The organism is Actinomycetes bacterium, from assembly GCA_036000965.1.
Taxonomy (GTDB): domain Bacteria; phylum Actinomycetota; class CALGFH01; order CALGFH01; family CALGFH01; genus DASYUT01.
Map to the genome: position 1 here is coordinate 12,605 of DASYUT010000263.1, position 17,526 is coordinate 30,130.

Here is a 17,526-nt window from a genome sequence, read left to right on the forward strand (position 1 = left end):
ACGGGCGATCCCGTACGGTTCAGCCCCAATGGCCGACCGAGACGGGCGGGGGATGGACGGCAGCGTGGAGGGCGCGCGGGCGTCGGTACCGGTACCGGTCGACGGGCGCCTGGTCGAGCTCCTCGCCGTGCTGGCCGCGACCGCGATGGCCAGCTTGCCGTTCGGGGTCGCCGACCTGCTCGCCGGCATGCTGGCCGTGCCTGCGCTCGCATTCCACGCCGTCGTGCTGTTCCAGTCCAGGCCGTCGCCCGCCGCCCGCGTCTTCTCCCTGCTGGTCCTGGTCGTGGCCCTGGGACTCCTGCCCGGCCTCCACCATGCCGTCGCCTTCCAGGACGAGCCGACCATGAGCCACGGCCACGACGGCGGCGTCGCGGTGACGGACCTGGCCGTGCGGGCGCTCCTAGAGGGCCGCGACCCGTACACCGAGAGCTACGCGGAGCTGGTCGAGGGCATGCCGATCTTCTACGGTGACCGCCTCATCGACAACCCGATCATGGAGCGCTACCCGTACTGGCCGGCCACCCTGCTCATCCAGGTCCCGGTGCAGGCCCCGCTGCTCTGGGCGGGCGCGCCCGTGGTCGACGCCCGCTTCGTCTACCTCGGCGTCCTGCTCGCGCTCGGCGTCGGCATGGCCCGCTTCAGCCTGCGGGTGCGCGGCGACCTGCTGCTCGCCGTCGGCGTCGCTCTGAACCCGCTGGTGCTCTACTGGACCCGCTGGGGGAGCAACGACATCCTCGCGGTGGGTGGGCTCGCGCTCATGGGCTGGGCGCTGTTCCGGCGGCGGACCGTGCTCGCCGGGCTCGCGCTCGGGCTCGCGCTCGCCTGCAAGCTGCTGGTGGTGCCGGCCGTGGTGCTGTTCGCGGCCTGGCTTGCGCGCCGGGCCCGCGACGGGGAGCTCGACCGGCGGACCGCCGTCAGCGCGGCGGCCGCGGCAGTCCTGCCCGCCGCCGTCACCGCGGTGCCGTTCCTGCTCTGGCACCCGGCCGCCTTCCTGGACGACGCGCTCCTCTACCACCTCGGCGCGAGCGCCGAACGGTTCCCGATCGCCGGGCAGGGGCTGCCGGTGCTGCTGCACGCCCTCGGGGTGATCCGCGACCCGCTGGGCCCGGCGCCGGTCTGGGCGACCACGCTCCCGACGCTGCTGCTGCTGGCGGTGGGCGCCGGCTGGCTGTGGCGCCGGGGCTGGACCAGCCCCAGGGCCTTCCTGCTCGCCGCGACGTTCGTAACCGTGGGCACCTTCTGGTTCAGCCGCGCCTTCATGGGGAACTACTGGCCGGTGCCGATGACCCTGCTCGCGCTCGCCGTGCTCGCGCCGTGGCCCGCCGAGGCATCGCGCGCTTCAGGCGGGCAGGCGCCGCCTGACAGACAGAGCACCGCAGCTCAACAGCGGTCCCCGGCGCGCCGTGCTACCCTTGCGCGGGTGGCTGGGCCTCGCTGAGGTCCGGCGGTCGCCCGGGACGCGGGACTGCGCAGCGCCCTCCGAGCCCTGCTGCGAGGCCCCCGGGCAGACTTCCGCAGTGTTCACCGGAAAGGTAGCGGCATGCTGGTCAAGGACGAGAAGACCCAGATCATCTCGGAATACGCCACCAAGGACGGCGACACCGGGTCCCCCGAGGTCCAGGTCGCCATCCTCACGCGGCGCATCAACACGCTCACCGAGCATCTGAAGGTCCACAAGCACGACCACCACTCGCGCCGTGGCCTGCTGCAGATGGTCGGCCGGCGCCGGCGGCTCCTCCGCTACCTGCAGACCAACGACGTCGCCCGGTACCGCTCGCTGATCGAGCGCCTGGGCCTGCGCCGCTGACCGGGCCGCGCATGCGAGCACGTGGCGGCGCCATGAGGTGGCGCTGTCGCGCCCAGAAGGCGGTGAGGCCACTGGCCGACTGACGCGGAGCACGACGGACGTCGCACCGCAGACTCCCGGCACGGGTCGGCTGGCCGACCGGTGCCGGAGCGCAGGCCCGGCAAGGGTCGCCGCCAGTTGTCAGTGGTGGCTCCTGGATCGAGAACCGACCGCTCCAGGCTCCTCTACTGAGAACTGGCACCGCGCTCCGCTGCGCAGGGCCGGCCCGAGCCGGCCTCCGTCAGCGCAACCTCCGCGCTTCCACGCTGGCCGGCGCCCCGCCGCCAGCCCACCACGCCCATCCGGACCCGCCACCGCCACGGAGGGCCCGGCGAGGGCCGGAACCACTGGCCTCCACGCGAGGCAGCTACTTGAGGAGAATCACTACATGGCAGTCCATCGTGTACAAGGCGCCGTCGGCGGCCGGGACATGTTCCTGGAAACCGGCAAGCTGGCCAAGCTAGCCGGCGGCTCAGTCGTCGTCGGGCTCGGCGGGACCTGGCTCCTGGTCACCGCCACCGCGGCCAAGCAGGCCAAGGAGCAGCTCGACTTCTTCCCGCTCACCGTCGACGTCGAGGAGCGCATGTACGCCGCCGGCAAGATCCCCGGCGGCTTCTTCCGTCGCGAGGGGCGGCCCTCCGAGACGGCCATCCTGACCGCGCGGCTCGTCGACCGGCCGCTGCGTCCTTCGTTCCCAAAGGGCCTGCGCAACGAGGTCCACGTCGTCGCCACCGTCCTCTCGGCCGACATGCAGAACCTGTGGGACGTCCTCGCGATCAACGGGGCGTCGACCGCCGTCCAGCTCGCGGGCATCCCGTTCTCGGGGCCGGTCGGGGCCGTGCGCCTGGGCCGCAAGGAGACCGACTGGATCGTCAACCCCACCTACGACGAGCTGGCCGAGTGCACCTACGACATGGTCGTGGCCGGGCGCCAGAACGAGGCCGGCGGCGTGGACGTCCTCATGGTCGAGGCCGAGGCCACCGAGCACGCCGTCCGCCTGATGGAGGAGGGCGCGCCCAAGCCGACCGAGGAGGCCCTGGGCCTGGCCCTCGAGCTCTCCAAGCCCCACATCGCCACCGCCTGCCAGCTCCAGCTCGAGCTGGTGCGACAGGCCGGCGCCCAGCCCCGCGAGTTCCCGCTGTTCGCCGAGTACGGCGAGGACGTGGCCGGGGTGGTGCGGGCCGCCGCCGAGGCCGCGGTCCGCGAGGCGATCACCATCGCCGACAAGAACGAGCGCCAGGACCGCCTCGACGAGCTGAAGGCCCAGGCCCTGCAGGCCGCCGCCGAGCAGCTCGGCGACGCCCTGGCCGGCCGCGAGAAGGAGGTCTCGGCCGCCTTCCGCGCGCTGACCAAGGAGCTGGTCCGCCAGCGCGTGGTCAAGGACGGCAAGCGCATCGACGGACGCGGCCCGCGCGACATCCGGCCGCTCGAGGCCGAGGTCGGGATCCTGCCCCGGGCCCACGGCTCCGGCCTGTTCCAGCGGGGCGAGACCCAGGTGCTCAACGTCACCACCCTCGGCATGGTCCGCATGGAGCAGATCGTGGACACCCTCGACCCCGAGGAACGCAAGCGCTTCATGCACCACTACAACTTCCCGCCCTTCTCCACCGGCGAGACCGGCTTCATGCGCGGCCCCAAGCGTCGGGAGATCGGCCACGGGGCGCTCGCCGAGCGCGCGGTGCTGCCCGTGGTCCCCGACAAGGAAGAGTTCCCCTACGCCCTGCGGCTGGTCAGCGAGGTGCTGTCGTCCAACGGCTCCACCTCGATGGCGTCGGTGTGCGCGTCCACGCTGTCGCTGATGGACGCCGGCGTGCCGATCAAGGCGCCCGTCGGCGGCATCGCCATGGGCCTGATCGCCGAGGGCGGCGAGTTCGTCACCCTGACCGACATCCTCGGGGCCGAGGACGCCTTTGGCGACATGGACTTCAAGGTGGCGGGCACGCGCGAGTTCGTGACCGCGCTGCAGCTCGACACCAAGCTGGCCGGCATCCCGAGCGAGGTGCTGATCGGCGCCCTCACCCAGGCCCGCGACGCCCGCCTGGTCGTCCTCGACGTCATCCAGGCCGCGATCGACCGGCCCCGCGAGGAGCTGAACCGGCTCGCGCCCCGCGTCCACGTCGAGCAGATCCCGGTCGCCAAGATCGGCGAGCTGATCGGTCCCAAGGGCAAGCGGATCAACGAGATCCAGGCCGCCTCGGGCGCCGACATCTCGATCGAGGACGACGGGCGCGTGTTCATCGGGGCGACCGACGGCGAGCAGCTCGACATCGCCCTGAGGATGATCCGCGAGCAGATGAACCCGGTCATGCCGCAGACCGGCGAGCGCTACCTCGGCACGGTGGTGAAGACCACCACCTTCGGCGCCTTCATCTCCCTCACCCCGGGCAAGGACGGCCTGCTCCACATCTCCAAGCTGGGCCGCAAGGGCCAGCGCGTGCGGGCGGTCGAGGACGTCGTCAACGTGGGCGACAAGCTGCTGGTCGAGGTGGTCGAGGTCGACCGCCAGAACCGCATCTCGCTGAAGCTGGCCGAGGAGGGTGAGGCGGCGCCCGGGTCCACCGACGGGGTGACCGCCAGCCCGGCCGCGTCCGGGTCCGCCAGCGCCGACGGCGAGAGCCAGTAGGCTCCATGGCCGGGTCCGGATCAGGTGCCTTCGAGCGGACCGAGCTCGCCGGGGGCCTGCGAATCCTCACCGAGCGCATGCCCAGCGTGCGCTCGGTGGCGCTCGGGATCTGGGCCGGCGTGGGGTCCCGGGACGAGACCCCACGCCTGGCCGGCGCCTCCCACTACCTCGAGCACCTGCTGTTCAAGGGCACCGCGCGCCGCTCGGCGCAGGAGATCGCCGAGGTCATGGACGCGGTGGGCGGGGAGATGAACGCCTTCACGTTCAAGGAGTACACCTGCTTCTATGCCCGCACGCTCGACCGCGACCTGCCGCTCGCGGTCGACGTGCTGGTCGACATGGTGCGCGCCTCCAGGCTGGCCAAGGTCGACGTGGACGCCGAGCGGACGGTGATCCTCGAGGAGATCGGCGCGGCCAACGACGTGCCCGAGGACCTGGTGCACGACGTGTTCGCCGAGGTGCTGTTCGGCGGGCACCCGCTCGCCCGGCCCGTGCTCGGCACGGTCGAGTCGATCCAGGCCATGACGCGCGACGCCCTCGCGCGCTACTGGCGGCGCCACTACACCCCGGGCAACCTGGTGGTGGCCGCGGCCGGGAGCTGCCGGCACGACGAGGTGGTCGAGCTGGTCGGGGGGGCGTTCGGCGACCTCGAGGCGGGCGGCGCGGCCGGCCCCCGGGTCGAGCGCAAGGAGCCCAGGTTCGCCGGGGGCGTGCGCGTGCGGCGCAAGCCCACCGACCAGGCCCACGTCGTGCTCGGCTGCCCGGGCATGTCACGGTCGGACCCGCGCCGGTTCGCGCTCGGTGTGCTGAACATCGCCTTCGGCGGCGGCATGAGCTCACGGCTGTTCCAGGAGGTACGCGAGAAGCGCGGCCTGGCCTACTCGATCGGCTCCTACACCGGCCAGTACTCCGAGACCGGGTCGTTCGCGGTCTACGCCGGGACGGCGCCCAAGCGGATCCACGAGGTGCTGCGGGTCGTCGGCGAGGAGACCGAGCGGGTGGTGGCCGACGGGCTGACCGAGGAGGAGCTCGAGCGGAGCAAGGGGCACTTCAAGGGCTCGCTGGTGCTCGGGCTCGAGGACACCTCGAGCCGGATGTCGTGGCTCGGCAAGTCGGAGCTGACCCGCGGCGAGATCTTGTCGGTGGACGAGGTCATCCGGCGGGTCGACGCGGTCACCGAGGCCGACGTGCGCGCAGTGGCCAAGGAGATCCTGGGCGGGGGCCCGCGGGCCCTGGCCTTGATCGGCCCGTTCGACGCCGAGGGCTTCGAGGAGTACGTGGCGTAGGAAAGGCGTGGAGTCCTTCGGACGGTCGGGCGGAGCAGGCGGGAAAGGCGTGGAGTCCTTCGGACAGCCAGTTGAACCAGGCTGGAACGGCGAGGAGTCCGCAAGCGGACGATCGTCTGACTCAGACCGGCAAGCTCGCCGGTCTGTCGGTCTGCGTGTTCTGTGCGTCCGCGCACGGGTTGCCCGAGGAGTACCACCGGGCCGCGCGTGAGCTCGGGCGCGAGCTGGCCCGGCGCGGGTGGCAGCTCGTCTACGGCGGCGGTGATGTGGGTCTGATGGGGGAGGTGGCCCGGGCCGTGCACGAGCACGGCGGCCGGGTCTTCGGGGCGATCCCGCGCGCCCTGGTCGAGCGCGAGCTCGCCTACGGCCCGGCCGACGAGCTGGTCGTGACTGAGACCCTGCGCCAGCGCAAGGCCGAGATGGACGCAAGGGCCGACGCGTTCGTCGCCCTGCCCGGCGGGTTCGGCACCCTGGAGGAACTGCTCGAGGTGATCACGCTGCGCCAGCTCCGCCTGCACGACCGGCCGATCGTGCTGCTCAACACCAGCGGCTACTACGACCCCTTCCTGGCCATGGTCCGGGCCATGGTCGAGCAGGGATTCGTCGCGGCCGGCGAGGGGGGGCTGTTCGAGGTCGCCGCCACCCCCGCCGAAGCGCTCGACCTGGTCGAGGCCGCGATCGCGGCGGGCGCCGGCCGGACCACGGCGCTCGGCGAGCCCCCCGCCGAGGCCCTGGCCGAGGACTGGACCGCGGAGCTGCCAGCCTCCCAGTGAACCGCCCGCCCGCGCCTGTCGCAGCGGCAGGGGCGGAGGCCTTCGGTCCCTCCTGTTCGGCCCGCTCACGTCAGCGGGAAGGGCGGCTCCCGCCACGCCGGGGTGCCGGTGACCTCGACGGTGGTCACCCACTTCACCCACCAGAAGCCGCGCCGGCCGGGTGCCACCAGGCGGGCCGGGAAGCCGTGGCCGGCAGAGAGGGGCCGGCCGGCGAGCCTGGTGGCGAGCAGCAGCGAGCCAGCCGCCGACCAGGGCAGGCGCCTGCGGTATCCGGTGCTCGAGGTGACCACGATGCTGGCACCCTCGTCCATGCCGGCGAGCAGCCGGTCCAGGCGCACTCCCTCCCAGCGGGCGGTCGCGTACCAGCCGCCGGTGCAGTCCAGGGTGGCGTCCACCCGGTCCGACCAGGCGGCCAGCTCGGCGTAGCCGACCAGCCGGCGATGCCCGCCCATGCGGACCTCGAGCCGCCAGGTGCCGGGATCGATGGCGGGCACCCGGTCGTCGAGCCACTGGGTGACCGGGATGCGGTCCGGGTCGCCGCCGGCGGGCAGGGAGCCGGTGAAGCGCCGTCCCGCCCCAGGCAGCCCCGAGAGCCGCACGAGCCCCTCGACGCCGAGCCAGGCCAGGCCCGCCCCGGCGGCCAGGGTGCCGAGCCGGAGTGCGGCGCGGCGCGAGAGGTCGGTGCGCCTCGGCCGCACCTGGTGCGTCCAGGCATGCCAGGCGAGCAGGGGCACCGCGAGCAGCGCCGCGCCGACGTGGACCTGCATGGCCGTGACCGGGCCGAGGGACCCCGCGCCGGCTGCGTGGAGCACCCCGGCCGCGACCGCGGTGGCCACGAGCACCGCGAAGGCGACCGACAGGCCCCGGCCCGGCCGTCGCCTGGCCAGGCCCCGGCGGGCGATAACCGACTTCCACGGGCTCAGCAGCAGCAGCGCGAGCCCGGCCACGCCGTGCCCGATCACCACCCAGCGGCCGGCCGGGGTACCGGCCGCGAACGCCAGCCCGCCGCTGGCCAGCGCCACCACCAGCAGCGCGAGCAGCGTCAGGTTGGTCGAGCGGGCACGCATCAGGTCATCGATGTTCCACCCGCGGGCGCCAGCCCGTCGAGGATCTCATGCCGGCACGGCGCCCTTGCCCGGCACGGCGCCCCTGCCCGTGCCGGGCCTGGCGGCGCGGTCGGCGGCGGTGTCGTCCTCGCCGAACTCCGCGCCCAAGCGGCGGTCGGGGACCACGGCGTAATAGCGGCCGAACTCGTGCAGGCCGATCGATTCGGCCACCTTCGCGGAGGCGAAGTTGTCCTCGGCGTGGTTGTAGAGGACCGCGCGACCCTGGGCGAGCACGGCGCGGGCGGCGGCCGCGACGACGCCGCGGGCCAGCCCGCGGCCGCGCGCCGCCTCCGCCGTCCCCACCGCGATCTCCCGGAGCCGGTCGTCGTAGCGCTTGAGCACGGCGGTGGACAGCACCTGGCGGTCCTCGAGCACCACCCAGGCGTCCCCGGTGAAGTGCCCGTGGACCCAGTCGGGCAGGCGCGGGTCGGCGGTGTCGACGATCGTCACCGGGACCAGCGGCGGAGGGATGGCCACGCCGGTCCGGGCCACGCCCGAGAACATGTGCCCGGGCAGCTCGGCCGCGACCGCCTCGAGCGAGGGCCGGATCGTGGCCGGCCCCCGCAGGTGGGCGGAGAGCAGCCGGGCCGCCTCGGGCGCGACCGCCACCACCGCCCCGCCGTCGCGGGTGAATGCGCGCACCGGCAGGCTCGGGTGGGGGACCTCGGCCACCGCGATCTCGCCGGGGACCAGGCGCTCCATGGGCAGCCGGAAGCGGTCGGCGAGCACGGCCATCACCACGGCGTCGTTGTCGACGGATGCGAGCATGTGGGAAGCGTAGCGGTTCCCAGGCGGTGGCCGACAGACCATGCCCATGCCCGCGCGAACGGCAACCCCCGGCCGGGCCCGCCCGTCCACCCAGGTGGAGGTGACGGCAGCCATGATCCGCCTTGGCCCCCCCGGCGGCTGCGCCCGTGGGAGGCCGCCCCGCCCGGCGGCTGCGGCCGTCCCCGGCGGTCGCCGGGGCGGTCGCCTGGCCCGGCGGCCGCGGGCCGGTTTGCTACGATCCGGGCCATGGCCGCCCTGCCTCCCGCTCGCGCGGGCCGGGGAGCGCCGCCCGGGGCGGTCTCCGGCGCCGGCTACATGGCCCGGGGCATGCGCACGTTCCTGGCCACCCCGGCCGTCTGGCTCCTCGGGCTCGTCCCGGTCCTGATCGCCGGCCTGCTCGTCCTCGCCCTGCTCGCCCTGCTCGTCGGCAACGTCGACGCGGTCGCGGCCTGGCTCACCCCATTCGCCGACCACTGGTCGCCGGGAGCCCGTGGCGCGCTCCGGGACGCCGTCGGCATCGCCGTCGTGCTCGGCGCGCTGCTGCTCGCCGTGCTGTCGTTCGCGACCCTGGCCAACATGATCGGGCAACCCTTCTTCGAGCGGATCTCCGACCGGGTCGAGCGCGACCTGGGCGACCCGCCGGCCGGGATCGACAGCCCCTGGTGGCGGACCCTGCCGCGGGCCACCGTGGAGTCGCTGGTCCTGTTCGTGCTCATCCTCGGCGTCAACCTCCCGCTCCTCCTGCTCGGCCTCACCCCCGTGGTCGGCCAGAGCCTGGTCCCGGTGGTCCAGGCGGTCGTCTCGGGCTACCTGCTCTCGGTCGAGCTGCTCGCGATCCCGCTGGAGCGGCGCGGGCTGCGCCTGCGGGCGCGCCTGCGCTTCGCCTGGTCGCACCGGGGTCCGGTGACCGGGTTCGGGGTGGCGGCCTTCCTGCTGTTCCTGGTGCCGTTCGCCAACGTCGTGGCCATGCCGGGCGCCGTCATCGGCGGGACCCTGCTGGTGCGCCGGCTGACGGGCGCCCGCGACCGCTGACACGACCGTCGCTGACCCGACCCGTCCGAGGCGCGCGAGGCCCGTCTGCCTGAGGCGCGCGAGGCCCGTCTGCCTGAGGCGCGCGAGGCCCGTCTGCCTGAAGCGCGCGAGGCCCGTCTGCCTGAAGCGCGCGAGGCCCGCCGCGGTGTCGACCGCGGGCGGTATCCTGCCCGCCGGAGAGAAGCCTGGACGGGACGAGGAGGCGCGAGCGTGCGGGTGGGCGTGCTGGGAGCGACGGGCCGGATGGGCCAGGCCACCTGCCGGGCGGTCCTGGCCGCCGGCGACCTCGAGCTCGTCGCGGTGGTGGCCCGTTCGACCGCGGTCGGGCGTGAGCTGCGCACCGTCATACCCGAGGCGCCGCCCGACCTCCTGATCGGCCAGGATCTCTCCGACGTGATCAGCGCCGAGGTCGACGTGGTGGTGGACTTCTCGGCCCCCGACGCCACCATGGCGGCCGCCCGGACCCTGCTGCCTGAGGCGATCCACCTCGTCTCGGGAACGACCGGCCTGCCCGACGGGGCCATGGAGGAGCTTGCCTCTCTGACCAGCGACGACGAAGGCGGCAACGCCGTGTGGGCACCCAACTTCGCGCTCGGCGCGGTGCTCGCCATGCACTTCGCGGCCATCGCGGCCCGCTTCTACCCGGGGGAGATCATCGAGGAGCACCACGCGGCCAAGGCCGACGCGCCCTCGGGCACCGCCATCCGGACCGCCCACGCCATCGCCGCCGCGCGGGCGGCCGCGCCTCCCGCCCGCGCGGGCGCCGGTCCTCCCACCCACCCTGGTCGGGAGCTCGCCCCAGGTGCGCGCGGGGCCGAGATCGACGGGGTGCGGGTGCACTCGGTGCGCCTGCCCGGTCTCGTCGCCCACCAGGAGGTCGTGTTCGGCGGCCAGGGCGAGCTGCTGACCGTGCGCCACGACTCGCTGGACCGGGTCTCGTTCATGCCCGGCGTGCTGCTCGCGGTCCGCGAGGTGCCGCTCAGGCACGGCCTCACCGTCGGCCTGGAACCCCTGCTGGGCCTGGCATGACCGGGGACGCGACGGCGGCGCGGCCGACCTGGTGGGTCGAGGAGTTCGACGACGACGAGCGGGCCCGGCTGGAGCCGTGGTTCACCAACGTCGACGGGCCGGTGTTCGCGCTGCGCAACCTGCCCGAGACGGTCAAGGGTGCGCTGTTCGCCCGCTACTCCCGCACCGGCAAGAGCCTGCGCCGGCTGTTCCTCGATGAGTTCGCCGACGAAACGGAGGCACGCCTTGGCGTGCCGAACGGGAAACAGAGCTTGGAGGCACGCCTTGGCGTGCCGAGCGGGGAAGAGGACCCGGAGGCACGCCTCGGCGGGACGCGTGGCCCGGCGACCGGGGACCGGCGGGCGGCCGCGCTCTACCAGCGGGTGTTCGACGAGTACGGCGACGACTCGATCGCGCAGCTCGGCGGCGCCCACGTCGCCTGCGAGCAGGCCTCCAACCTGCTCACCAAGGTGCTCGAATGGGGCCGGCTGGCCGCCTACCTCGAGCAGTCGACCCGCTACGTCGCCTACGCCGACCGCCCTGGCGGCCGCTGGCGCTACCACCTGGACCCGGAGGTGGCCGCCGACGCCGAGCTCGGCCCCGAGTACCGCCGGGTGCTCGACGGGCTCTTCGAGACCTACGCGGAGCTGCTCCCCGCGCTCACCGGGCACCTCGGCCGGGTCGTGCCCCACGAGGCGGGCACCAGCGAGGCGGCGTGGCGGCGGGCGGTGAAGGCCAGGTCCCTGGACGCCCTGCGCGGCCTGCTCCCGGCCGCGACCACCTCCAACCTCGGCATCTACGCGACCGGCCAGGCGTACGAGGCGCTCCTGCTGCGCCTGGCCGCGCACCCGCTGCCCGAGGCACGGACCTGCGGCGAGCTGCTCCTAGCCGAGCTGCGCAAGGTCATCCCGGCCTTCCTGACCCGGGTCGACCGGGACGACCGAGGGGTGGCGTGGTCCCGTTACCTCGCCCGCACCGCGGCGGAGACCGCCAGGGCGGTCGAGGACGTGCTCGGCCCGGCCCACCTGGGCGAGGAGGGCCCGTCGGTCCGCCTCACCGAGTTCGACCCGGCCGGCGAGGACAAGGTGCTCACCGCCGTCGCCTACCCGCACGCGGGCGCCGGCGAGGCGGAGGTGGCCGCCCGGGTCGCGGGACTGGGCGCCGGCGACCGGGCCCGCCTGCTCGCCGCATACGTCGGCGAGCGGGAGAACCGGCGCCACAAGCCGGGGCGGGCGTTCGAGCGAGCCGTCTACACCTTCGACGTGGTGGCCGACTACGGGGCCTTCCGCGACCTGCAACGCCACCGGCTCTGCACGATCGTCTGGCAGCCGCTCACCCCCTCGCTGGGCTACGAGGTGCCGCCCGACGTCGAGGCGGCGGGCCATGGCGACCGCTTCGAGGCCGCGATGGCCGCCTCGGCCGGCCTCTTCCGGGCGCTCGCCCCCCGCTTCCCGGCCCAGGCCGCCTACGCCGTCAGCCTGGCCCACCGGATCCGCTTCGCCATCACGCTGAACGCCCGGGAGCTGATGCACCTGGCCGAGCTCCGCTCCACGCCCCAGGGCCACCCCGCCTACCGGGCGGTGGCGCAGGCGCTGCACCGGCTCGTGGCCGAGGAGGCCGGCCATCGGGCACTGGCCGGCGCCATGCGCTTCGTCGTCCACGACGAGGTCGGCCTCGGCCGCCTGACCGCCGAGCGACGCCTCGAGGCGAGGCGGGCGCTCGCGCCGTAGGGGCCGTCCGGAGCCGCCCGCCGCCGGCACCGGCGGCGGGCGTCCCCCCACCGGGCAGGCTGAGCGTGTTGCGATTCGTTCACGATCGCCGACCGAACGTACCGTTACGTCCTAAACGGACAGCGCCGAGCGGCCTGATGATAGGTTCGTCGTGATCAGCGGTTTGTAAGGGGGTTTTGAGGCGTCTTAGCATGCCTGCGGCCTGTCCCCGAGGGTTGACCCAAACGGTATGCGAGCTAGCTCCCATCGCTCCTCGTCCACTGGTGGCAACGCCGCCACCGGCCTGCTGTTCGTCGGCGTCGTCATGGTGGTGCTGTTCGCAGGCGGCATCGGAGCCGTGCTCGCGACCGGGTCCGACCCCCCGCCGCCCGCTGTCCGAGGGGCCACCGCCTCGCGGGTCAGCGCCAAGGTCGCCGCGGACGGGACCAGCGGCTCGGCAGCCGCCCGCCAGGCGGCGGTGCGGCGGCTGGCCGAGATGGTCAGCCTCCGCGACGCCGCGCTCAGCCGGCGCGACGTGGCGCTGCTCGACCGGATCTACGCGCCCGGGAGCGTCAACCGGCGGATCGACCGGGCCTCGATCGCCCAGATGCGGCGGCAGCACGTCCGCTGGATCGGGCTCTCCACCTCGGTCCAGGTCGTCGAGGCGAGCCCGGCGGGGGCGCGGCAGTGGACCATCCTGGCCGCCTTCGCCTGCGCGCCCGCCCGGCTCGTGACCGAGTCCGGCCGGCAGGTCAAGGCCGAGCCGGCCCGCCGCCAGCTCCTGCGCTTCAGCATGGTCCTCCCGCCGGGCGGCCGGGACTGGCTGCTGCTGCGCATCGCACCCGTGCAGCCGGCGGGCTGAGGGCTCAGCGCGCCACCACCACCCCACCGCCGGCGAGCTGCTCGACGCGGAAGCCGGCGGCTGAGGGCTCAGCGCCCGGCCTGGAAGTCGGGCAGCAGCGCTGGCAGCACGTCGCGCACCGAGAGGATGCCGAGGAGCTGCCCGCCCTCGTAGACGACGAGGTGGCGGATGCGCCGGCGGGCCATCTCGCCGGCCGCCTCGACCAGGTCCCAGTCGGGTCCCACGGTGACGACGTCGCCGGTCATGATGTCCTGCACCGAGGTCTCGTCCGGCTCCGCGCCGGTCGCGACCGCGTTCAGGACGTCCCGCTCGGTCAGGATGCCGACCAGCTGCTCGACGTCCTGGACGACGGCGGAGCCGACCCCGTGCTTGGCCATCACCCTGGTGGCCTCGCGGAGGGAGTGCCCAGGTCCGACCGCCACCACCGCGCTGCTCGCGACATCCCGAACCTTCACGGCTCCGCCTCCTTCGTGCGCTCGTGATTTGGTGACGACAACCCTAAACCCTAGACGACAACCCTAAACCCTAAAGGTCGGCGAACGCCCGGTCGAGTAGGTCCTTTTGCTCCTGCTGGTGCAGGGTGGGGCTCCCGGCGGCGGGGGCGGCGCCCTCGGGGCGGGTGACGCCGGTGAGGTCGAGGCCGCACTCCTGCTCGGCTCGCATGCGCAGGTACCACCAGGCGCCCATGTTCTCGGGCTCCTCCTGGACCCACCAGATCTGCTCCGCCTTCCCGTACGGGGCCAGGCGTTCGCGGAGCTGCTCGGCCGGGAACGGGTAGAACTGCTCGATCCGGAGTAGCGCGACCTGCTCGAGCTGCTTCTCCTGCCGCCGCTTGGCCAGGTCGTAGTAGACCTTGCCGCTGCAGAGAAGCACCCGGCGAACGTCCTCGGGGTCGGGACCGCCGCGGTCGGGCAGGACCTCCTGGAACCGCCCGCCGGTGAGGTCGGCGGCCGTCGACCGGGCTGCCGGGAGCCGCAGCAGCGACTTCGGGGTCAGCGCCACGAGCGGCTTGTGGGTGGCCCGCAGGGCCTGGCGGCGCAGCAGGTGGAAGTACTGGGCCGGGGTGGACGGCACCGTCACCTGGATGTTGTCCTCGGCCGCGAGCTGCAGGAAGCGCTCGAGACGGGCGCTCGAGTGCTCCGGGCCCTGGCCCTCGAAGCCGTGGGGGAGCAGCAGCACCAGGCCCGCCCGCTGCCCCCACTTGTCCTCGGCGGCCGAGATGAACTGGTCGACGATGATCTGCGCGCCGTTGACGAAGTCGCCGAACTGGGCCTCCCAGAGCACCAGCGCCTCGGGGTTGGCCACCGAGTAGCCGTACTCGAAGCCCACGGCGGCGAACTCGCTCAGCAGGCTGTCGTGGACGAAGAAACGGCCCTGGCCAGGAGCCAGGTTGGCCAGGGGCGTGTACAGCTCGCCGTTCTCCTGGTCCACCAGCACCGAGTGGCGCTGGCTGAAGGTGCCCCTCCGGGTGTCCTGCCCGGACAGGCGGATCATGCGTCCGTCCAGCAGCAGGGAGCCGAAGGCGAGCGCCTCGCCGAGCGACCAGTCGACCCGGTCCTTGCCGAGCGCTGCGCTGCGGTCGGCCAGCCACTTGACGAGCTTGGGGTGGACGTTGAACGAGGCGGGCACGTCGGCCAGGCTGGCCGCGATGCGGTCCAGCCGCTCGCGCTCCACCGCGGTCTCGACCGGCGGGTCCTCGGCCATCGAGGCGGGCCTGGCCAGCTCCACCTCGGCCACCTTGCTGTCGGTGCGGGTGTCGTCGAACGCCTGCTGCAGGCGCGAGCGGAAGTCCTCGAGCGCGCGCTCGGCGTCCTCGAGCGACAGGTCGCCCCGGTTGACCAGGGCCTCGGTGTAGAGCTTGCGCACCGACGGACGCCCCTTGATCCGCGCGTACATGAGGGGCTGGGTGAACGCCGGCTCGTCGCCCTCGTTGTGGCCGAAGCGCCGGTAGCACCACATGTCGACCACCACGTCCTTCTTGAACGCCTGGCGGTAGTCGAAGGCCAGGCGGGCCACGCGCACGCATGCCTCGGGGTCGTCGCCGTTCACGTGGAAGATCGGCGCCTGGATCATCTTGGCCACGTCGGTCGCGTAGGTGCTCGAGCGGCCGTAGTCCGGGCTGGTGGTGAAGCCGAGCTGGTTGTTGACGACGATGTGCACCGTGCCGCCGGTACGGTAGCCGCGGAGCTGGGAGAGGTTGAGCGTCTCGGCCACCACCCCCTGCCCGGCGAAGGCGGCGTCGCCGTGGATCAGCACCGGCAGCACCGGCGCCTCCTCGCCCCGGTCGAGCAGGTCCTGCCTGGCCCGGACGATGCCCTCGACCACCGGGTTGACCGCCTCCAGGTGGCTCGGGTTGGAGGCCACCTCGACGACCACCTCCCGGCCCGAGCGGGCCTGGTGCTTGCCGACCGCGCCGAGGTGGTACTTCACGTCGCCCGAGCCCTGCGTGAGCGCCGGGTCCAGGTGCCCCTCGAACTCGTGGAAGATCTCGCCGTAGCTCTTGCCGACCGTGTTGGCGAGCACGTTCAGCCGCCCCCGGTGGCTCATGCCCATGACCACGCGCTCGTGCCCTGCCTCGGCGGAAGCGTCGAGGACTGCATCGAGCATCGGGATCAGGCTCTCGCCGCCTTCGAGGCTGAACCGCTTGTGACCCACGTACTTGTTGTGCAGGAACCGCTCGAACGCCTCGGCCTCGTTCAGCTTGTGGAGGATCTGGAGCTGGTCCTCCTTGGGCAGCGGCTGCTGGGGGACCTCGACCCGCTCCTGGATCCACTGCTTCTCGTCGGGCTGGGAGATGTGCATGTACTCGTAGGTGGCGGTGCGGCAGTAGGCGTCGCGCAGGATGCGCAGGATCTCGCGCAGCGGCAGCTCGCGGTCGCGGGTCAGCCCCACGGTCACGAAGTAGCGGTCGAGGTCCCAGATGGACAGGCCGAAGCTGGCCGGGTTCAGCTCGGGGTGCATCGAGGGGGGCTTGACCTCGAGCGGGTCGAGGTCGGCGATCAGGTGGCCGCGCACCCGGTACATGTTGATGAGCTGCAGCACGCGGGCCTGCTTCTCCACCGCGGCCAGGGCGTCGTGCCCGGCGTGGGTGTCCGGGTGCCACTGCACCGCCACGTAGGGCACGCCCATGTCGGCGAACAGCTCGTCGTAGAACTGGTCCTCGCCGAGCAGCAGGGCGTGCACCTTGGCCAGGAACTCGCCGCTCTCGGCGCCCTGGATGACCCGGTGGTCGTAGGTCGAGGTGATGGTGATGACCTTGCCCACGGCCATCTCGGCCAGGGCCTTGGGGTCGGCGCCCTGGTACTCGGCCGGGTAGGCGATCGAGCCGACGCCGACGATGGCTGCCTGGCCGGCCATGAGGCGCGGCACCGACAGCACCGTGCCGATCGTGCCCGGGTTGGTGATCGTCACCGTGGTGCCCTGGAAGTCCTCCACCGTGACCTTGTTGCTCTTGACCTTCTTGATGAGCTCCTCGTAGGCGCGCACGAAGCCGGCGAAGTCGAGGGTGTCTGCCTGCTTGATGTTGGGCACCAGCAGGGTCCGGCCGCCGTCGGGACGCTTGACGTCCACGGCCAGGCCGAGGTTCAGGTGCTCGGGGCGGACCACGTTCGGCTTGCCGTCGACCTCCCGGTAGACCGAGGTCATGGCGGGCACGGCGGCGAGCGCCTTGACCACGGCCCAGCCGATCAGGTGGGTGAAGCTCACCTTGCCGCCCCGGTGGCGGCGCAGGTGGCCGTTGAGCACGTTGCGGTTGACCTCGAGGAGCTTGGCCGGGACGGTGCGGACCGAGGTGGCCGTGGGCACGGCCCGGCTCGCCTCCATCGCCTCGACGATCCGTGCGGCGACGCCCCGGAGTGGGATCACCTCGGCTCCGGCCCCGCCGTCGGTTCGGGCCTTGCCGTTGGCTTCGGCCTTGCCGTCGCCCTCCGCCCTGGCCTCGCTCCTCGCCTTCGTGGTCTCCGTGGCCGTCGCCTTGTCGCGCGTGGCCTTGTCGCGCGTGGCCGTGGCCCTGGCCCTGGCGTCGCCGGTGGCCTCGCCGGCCTCCGGCGCGCGCGACGCCGCCTCCGCCTGCTCCTTGGACGCCGCCGCAGCCTGCCCCTGCGGTGCGGCCTTGGTCTGGCCCTCGGGCGGCGTCTGGCCCACAGACTGCGCCTGCACCTCGGGCGGCGCCTGCACCTTGGGTGACTCCTGCTCCTCGGGCGGCGCCTGGACCTGGGGCGGCGCCTGGACCTGGGGCGGCGCCTGCTCCTCGGGTGACTCCTGCTCCTCGGGTGACTCCCCGCTGTCCGCCGCCTCGCCGTCGCCACGCTCGCCGTCGACCGCCGTGGCCACGGCCGGCGCCGTCTCGACCTCGCCGTCCTCCTCGGGGTCGTTCTCGGCGAAGAAGTCCCGCCAGGCGTCGCTCACCGACTCAGGGTTGTCCAGATACTGCCGGTAGATCTCGTCGATCAGCCCGACGTTAGGGCCGAACTCCGCCCGATCGAACCATCCCATCTGCCTTGCACCACCCTTG

At 73.4% G+C, this 17,526-nt stretch carries 13 protein-coding genes; 9 read left to right on the forward strand and 4 right to left on the reverse strand.

Annotation, left to right across the window (positions count from 1 at the left end):
- Window positions 1-28: 28 nt before the first annotated feature.
- From VG276_22760 to VG276_22780, 5 genes are all read left to right on the forward strand, one after another.
- A complete protein-coding gene (locus tag VG276_22760) occupies window positions 29-1,438 on the forward strand; it encodes a glycosyltransferase 87 family protein (GenBank protein HEV8652133.1) in 1,410 nt (469 codons plus the stop codon).
- Between the two features lie 102 nt (window positions 1,439-1,540).
- Window positions 1,541-1,807, forward strand: a complete 267-nt coding sequence (gene rpsO / locus VG276_22765; GenBank protein ID HEV8652134.1) for a 30S ribosomal protein S15 — start codon at window positions 1,541-1,543, stop codon at window positions 1,805-1,807.
- 427 nt (window positions 1,808-2,234) lie between these two features.
- Entirely contained in the window at window positions 2,235-4,469 is a 2,235-nt protein-coding gene (locus VG276_22770; protein HEV8652135.1) for a polyribonucleotide nucleotidyltransferase, read from the forward strand.
- 5 nt (window positions 4,470-4,474) lie between these two features.
- Window positions 4,475-5,755, forward strand: coding sequence for a pitrilysin family protein (locus VG276_22775; protein HEV8652136.1), 1,281 nt, complete (start codon window positions 4,475-4,477; stop codon window positions 5,753-5,755).
- 155 nt (window positions 5,756-5,910) lie between these two features.
- Window positions 5,911-6,528 (forward strand): TIGR00730 family Rossman fold protein, encoded by a 618-nt coding sequence (locus VG276_22780; GenBank protein HEV8652137.1) that lies wholly within the window; start codon window positions 5,911-5,913, stop codon window positions 6,526-6,528.
- Window positions 6,529-6,593: 65 nt separating this feature from the next.
- On the opposite strand, the gene VG276_22785 is transcribed toward VG276_22780, so the two are convergent.
- Together VG276_22785 and VG276_22790 are read right to left on the reverse strand one after the other, a co-directional pair.
- A complete protein-coding gene (locus VG276_22785; protein HEV8652138.1) occupies window positions 6,594-7,595 on the reverse strand; it encodes a molybdopterin-dependent oxidoreductase in 1,002 nt (333 codons plus the stop codon).
- 45 nt (window positions 7,596-7,640) lie between these two features.
- Window positions 7,641-8,402 (reverse strand): GNAT family N-acetyltransferase, encoded by a 762-nt coding sequence (locus VG276_22790; protein HEV8652139.1) that lies wholly within the window; start codon window positions 8,400-8,402, stop codon window positions 7,641-7,643.
- A 246-nt stretch (window positions 8,403-8,648) separates the two neighbouring features.
- On the opposite strand from VG276_22790, the gene VG276_22795 reads away from it, so the two are divergent.
- From VG276_22795 to VG276_22810, 4 genes are all read left to right on the forward strand, one after another.
- Entirely contained in the window at window positions 8,649-9,434 is a 786-nt protein-coding gene (locus VG276_22795) for an EI24 domain-containing protein (GenBank protein ID HEV8652140.1), read from the forward strand.
- Between the two features lie 210 nt (window positions 9,435-9,644).
- Window positions 9,645-10,463 carry a 4-hydroxy-tetrahydrodipicolinate reductase gene (gene dapB, locus VG276_22800; GenBank protein ID HEV8652141.1) on the forward strand — a complete coding sequence of 273 codons (819 nt, stop codon included), beginning with the start codon at window positions 9,645-9,647 and terminating at the stop codon, window positions 10,461-10,463.
- Window positions 10,460-12,172, forward strand: coding sequence for an FAD-dependent thymidylate synthase (locus VG276_22805; GenBank protein HEV8652142.1), 1,713 nt, complete (start codon window positions 10,460-10,462; stop codon window positions 12,170-12,172). Before dapB ends, VG276_22805 begins: the two co-directional genes overlap by 4 nt.
- 229 nt (window positions 12,173-12,401) lie before the next feature.
- Window positions 12,402-13,013, forward strand: a complete 612-nt coding sequence (locus VG276_22810) for a hypothetical protein (protein ID HEV8652143.1) — start codon at window positions 12,402-12,404, stop codon at window positions 13,011-13,013.
- A 68-nt stretch (window positions 13,014-13,081) separates the two neighbouring features.
- Here the strand turns inward: VG276_22810 and VG276_22815 are convergent, their stop codons facing one another.
- On the reverse strand, window positions 13,082-13,468 hold the full coding sequence (locus VG276_22815) for a CBS domain-containing protein (GenBank protein HEV8652144.1): 387 nt from the start codon (window positions 13,466-13,468) through the stop codon (window positions 13,082-13,084).
- Window positions 13,469-13,538: 70 nt separating this feature from the next.
- Window positions 13,539-17,507, reverse strand: coding sequence for a multifunctional oxoglutarate decarboxylase/oxoglutarate dehydrogenase thiamine pyrophosphate-binding subunit/dihydrolipoyllysine-residue succinyltransferase subunit (locus tag VG276_22820; GenBank protein HEV8652145.1), 3,969 nt, complete (start codon window positions 17,505-17,507; stop codon window positions 13,539-13,541).
- Window positions 17,508-17,526: the final 19 nt, after the last annotated feature.

Bases quoted from the DNA above. Each gene is read 5' to 3' on its own strand.
- VG276_22790 (HEV8652139.1), bottom strand. From the start codon at position 8,402: ATGCTCGCATCCGTCGACAACGACGCCGTGGTGATGGCCGTGCTCGCC.
- VG276_22820 (HEV8652145.1), bottom strand. From the start codon at position 17,507: ATGGGATGGTTCGATCGGGCGGAGTTCGGCCCTAACGTCGGGCTGATC.
- VG276_22770 (HEV8652135.1), top strand. From the start codon at position 2,235: ATGGCAGTCCATCGTGTACAAGGCGCCGTCGGCGGCCGGGACATGTTC.
- rpsO (HEV8652134.1), top strand. From the start codon at position 1,541: ATGCTGGTCAAGGACGAGAAGACCCAGATCATCTCGGAATACGCCACC.
- VG276_22810 (HEV8652143.1), top strand. From the start codon at position 12,402: ATGCGAGCTAGCTCCCATCGCTCCTCGTCCACTGGTGGCAACGCCGCC.
- VG276_22760 (HEV8652133.1), top strand. From the start codon at position 29: ATGGCCGACCGAGACGGGCGGGGGATGGACGGCAGCGTGGAGGGCGCG.
- VG276_22805 (HEV8652142.1), top strand. From the start codon at position 10,460: ATGACCGGGGACGCGACGGCGGCGCGGCCGACCTGGTGGGTCGAGGAG.
- VG276_22775 (HEV8652136.1), top strand. From the start codon at position 4,475: ATGGCCGGGTCCGGATCAGGTGCCTTCGAGCGGACCGAGCTCGCCGGG.
- VG276_22785 (HEV8652138.1), bottom strand. From the start codon at position 7,595: ATGCGTGCCCGCTCGACCAACCTGACGCTGCTCGCGCTGCTGGTGGTG.
- VG276_22795 (HEV8652140.1), top strand. From the start codon at position 8,649: ATGGCCGCCCTGCCTCCCGCTCGCGCGGGCCGGGGAGCGCCGCCCGGG.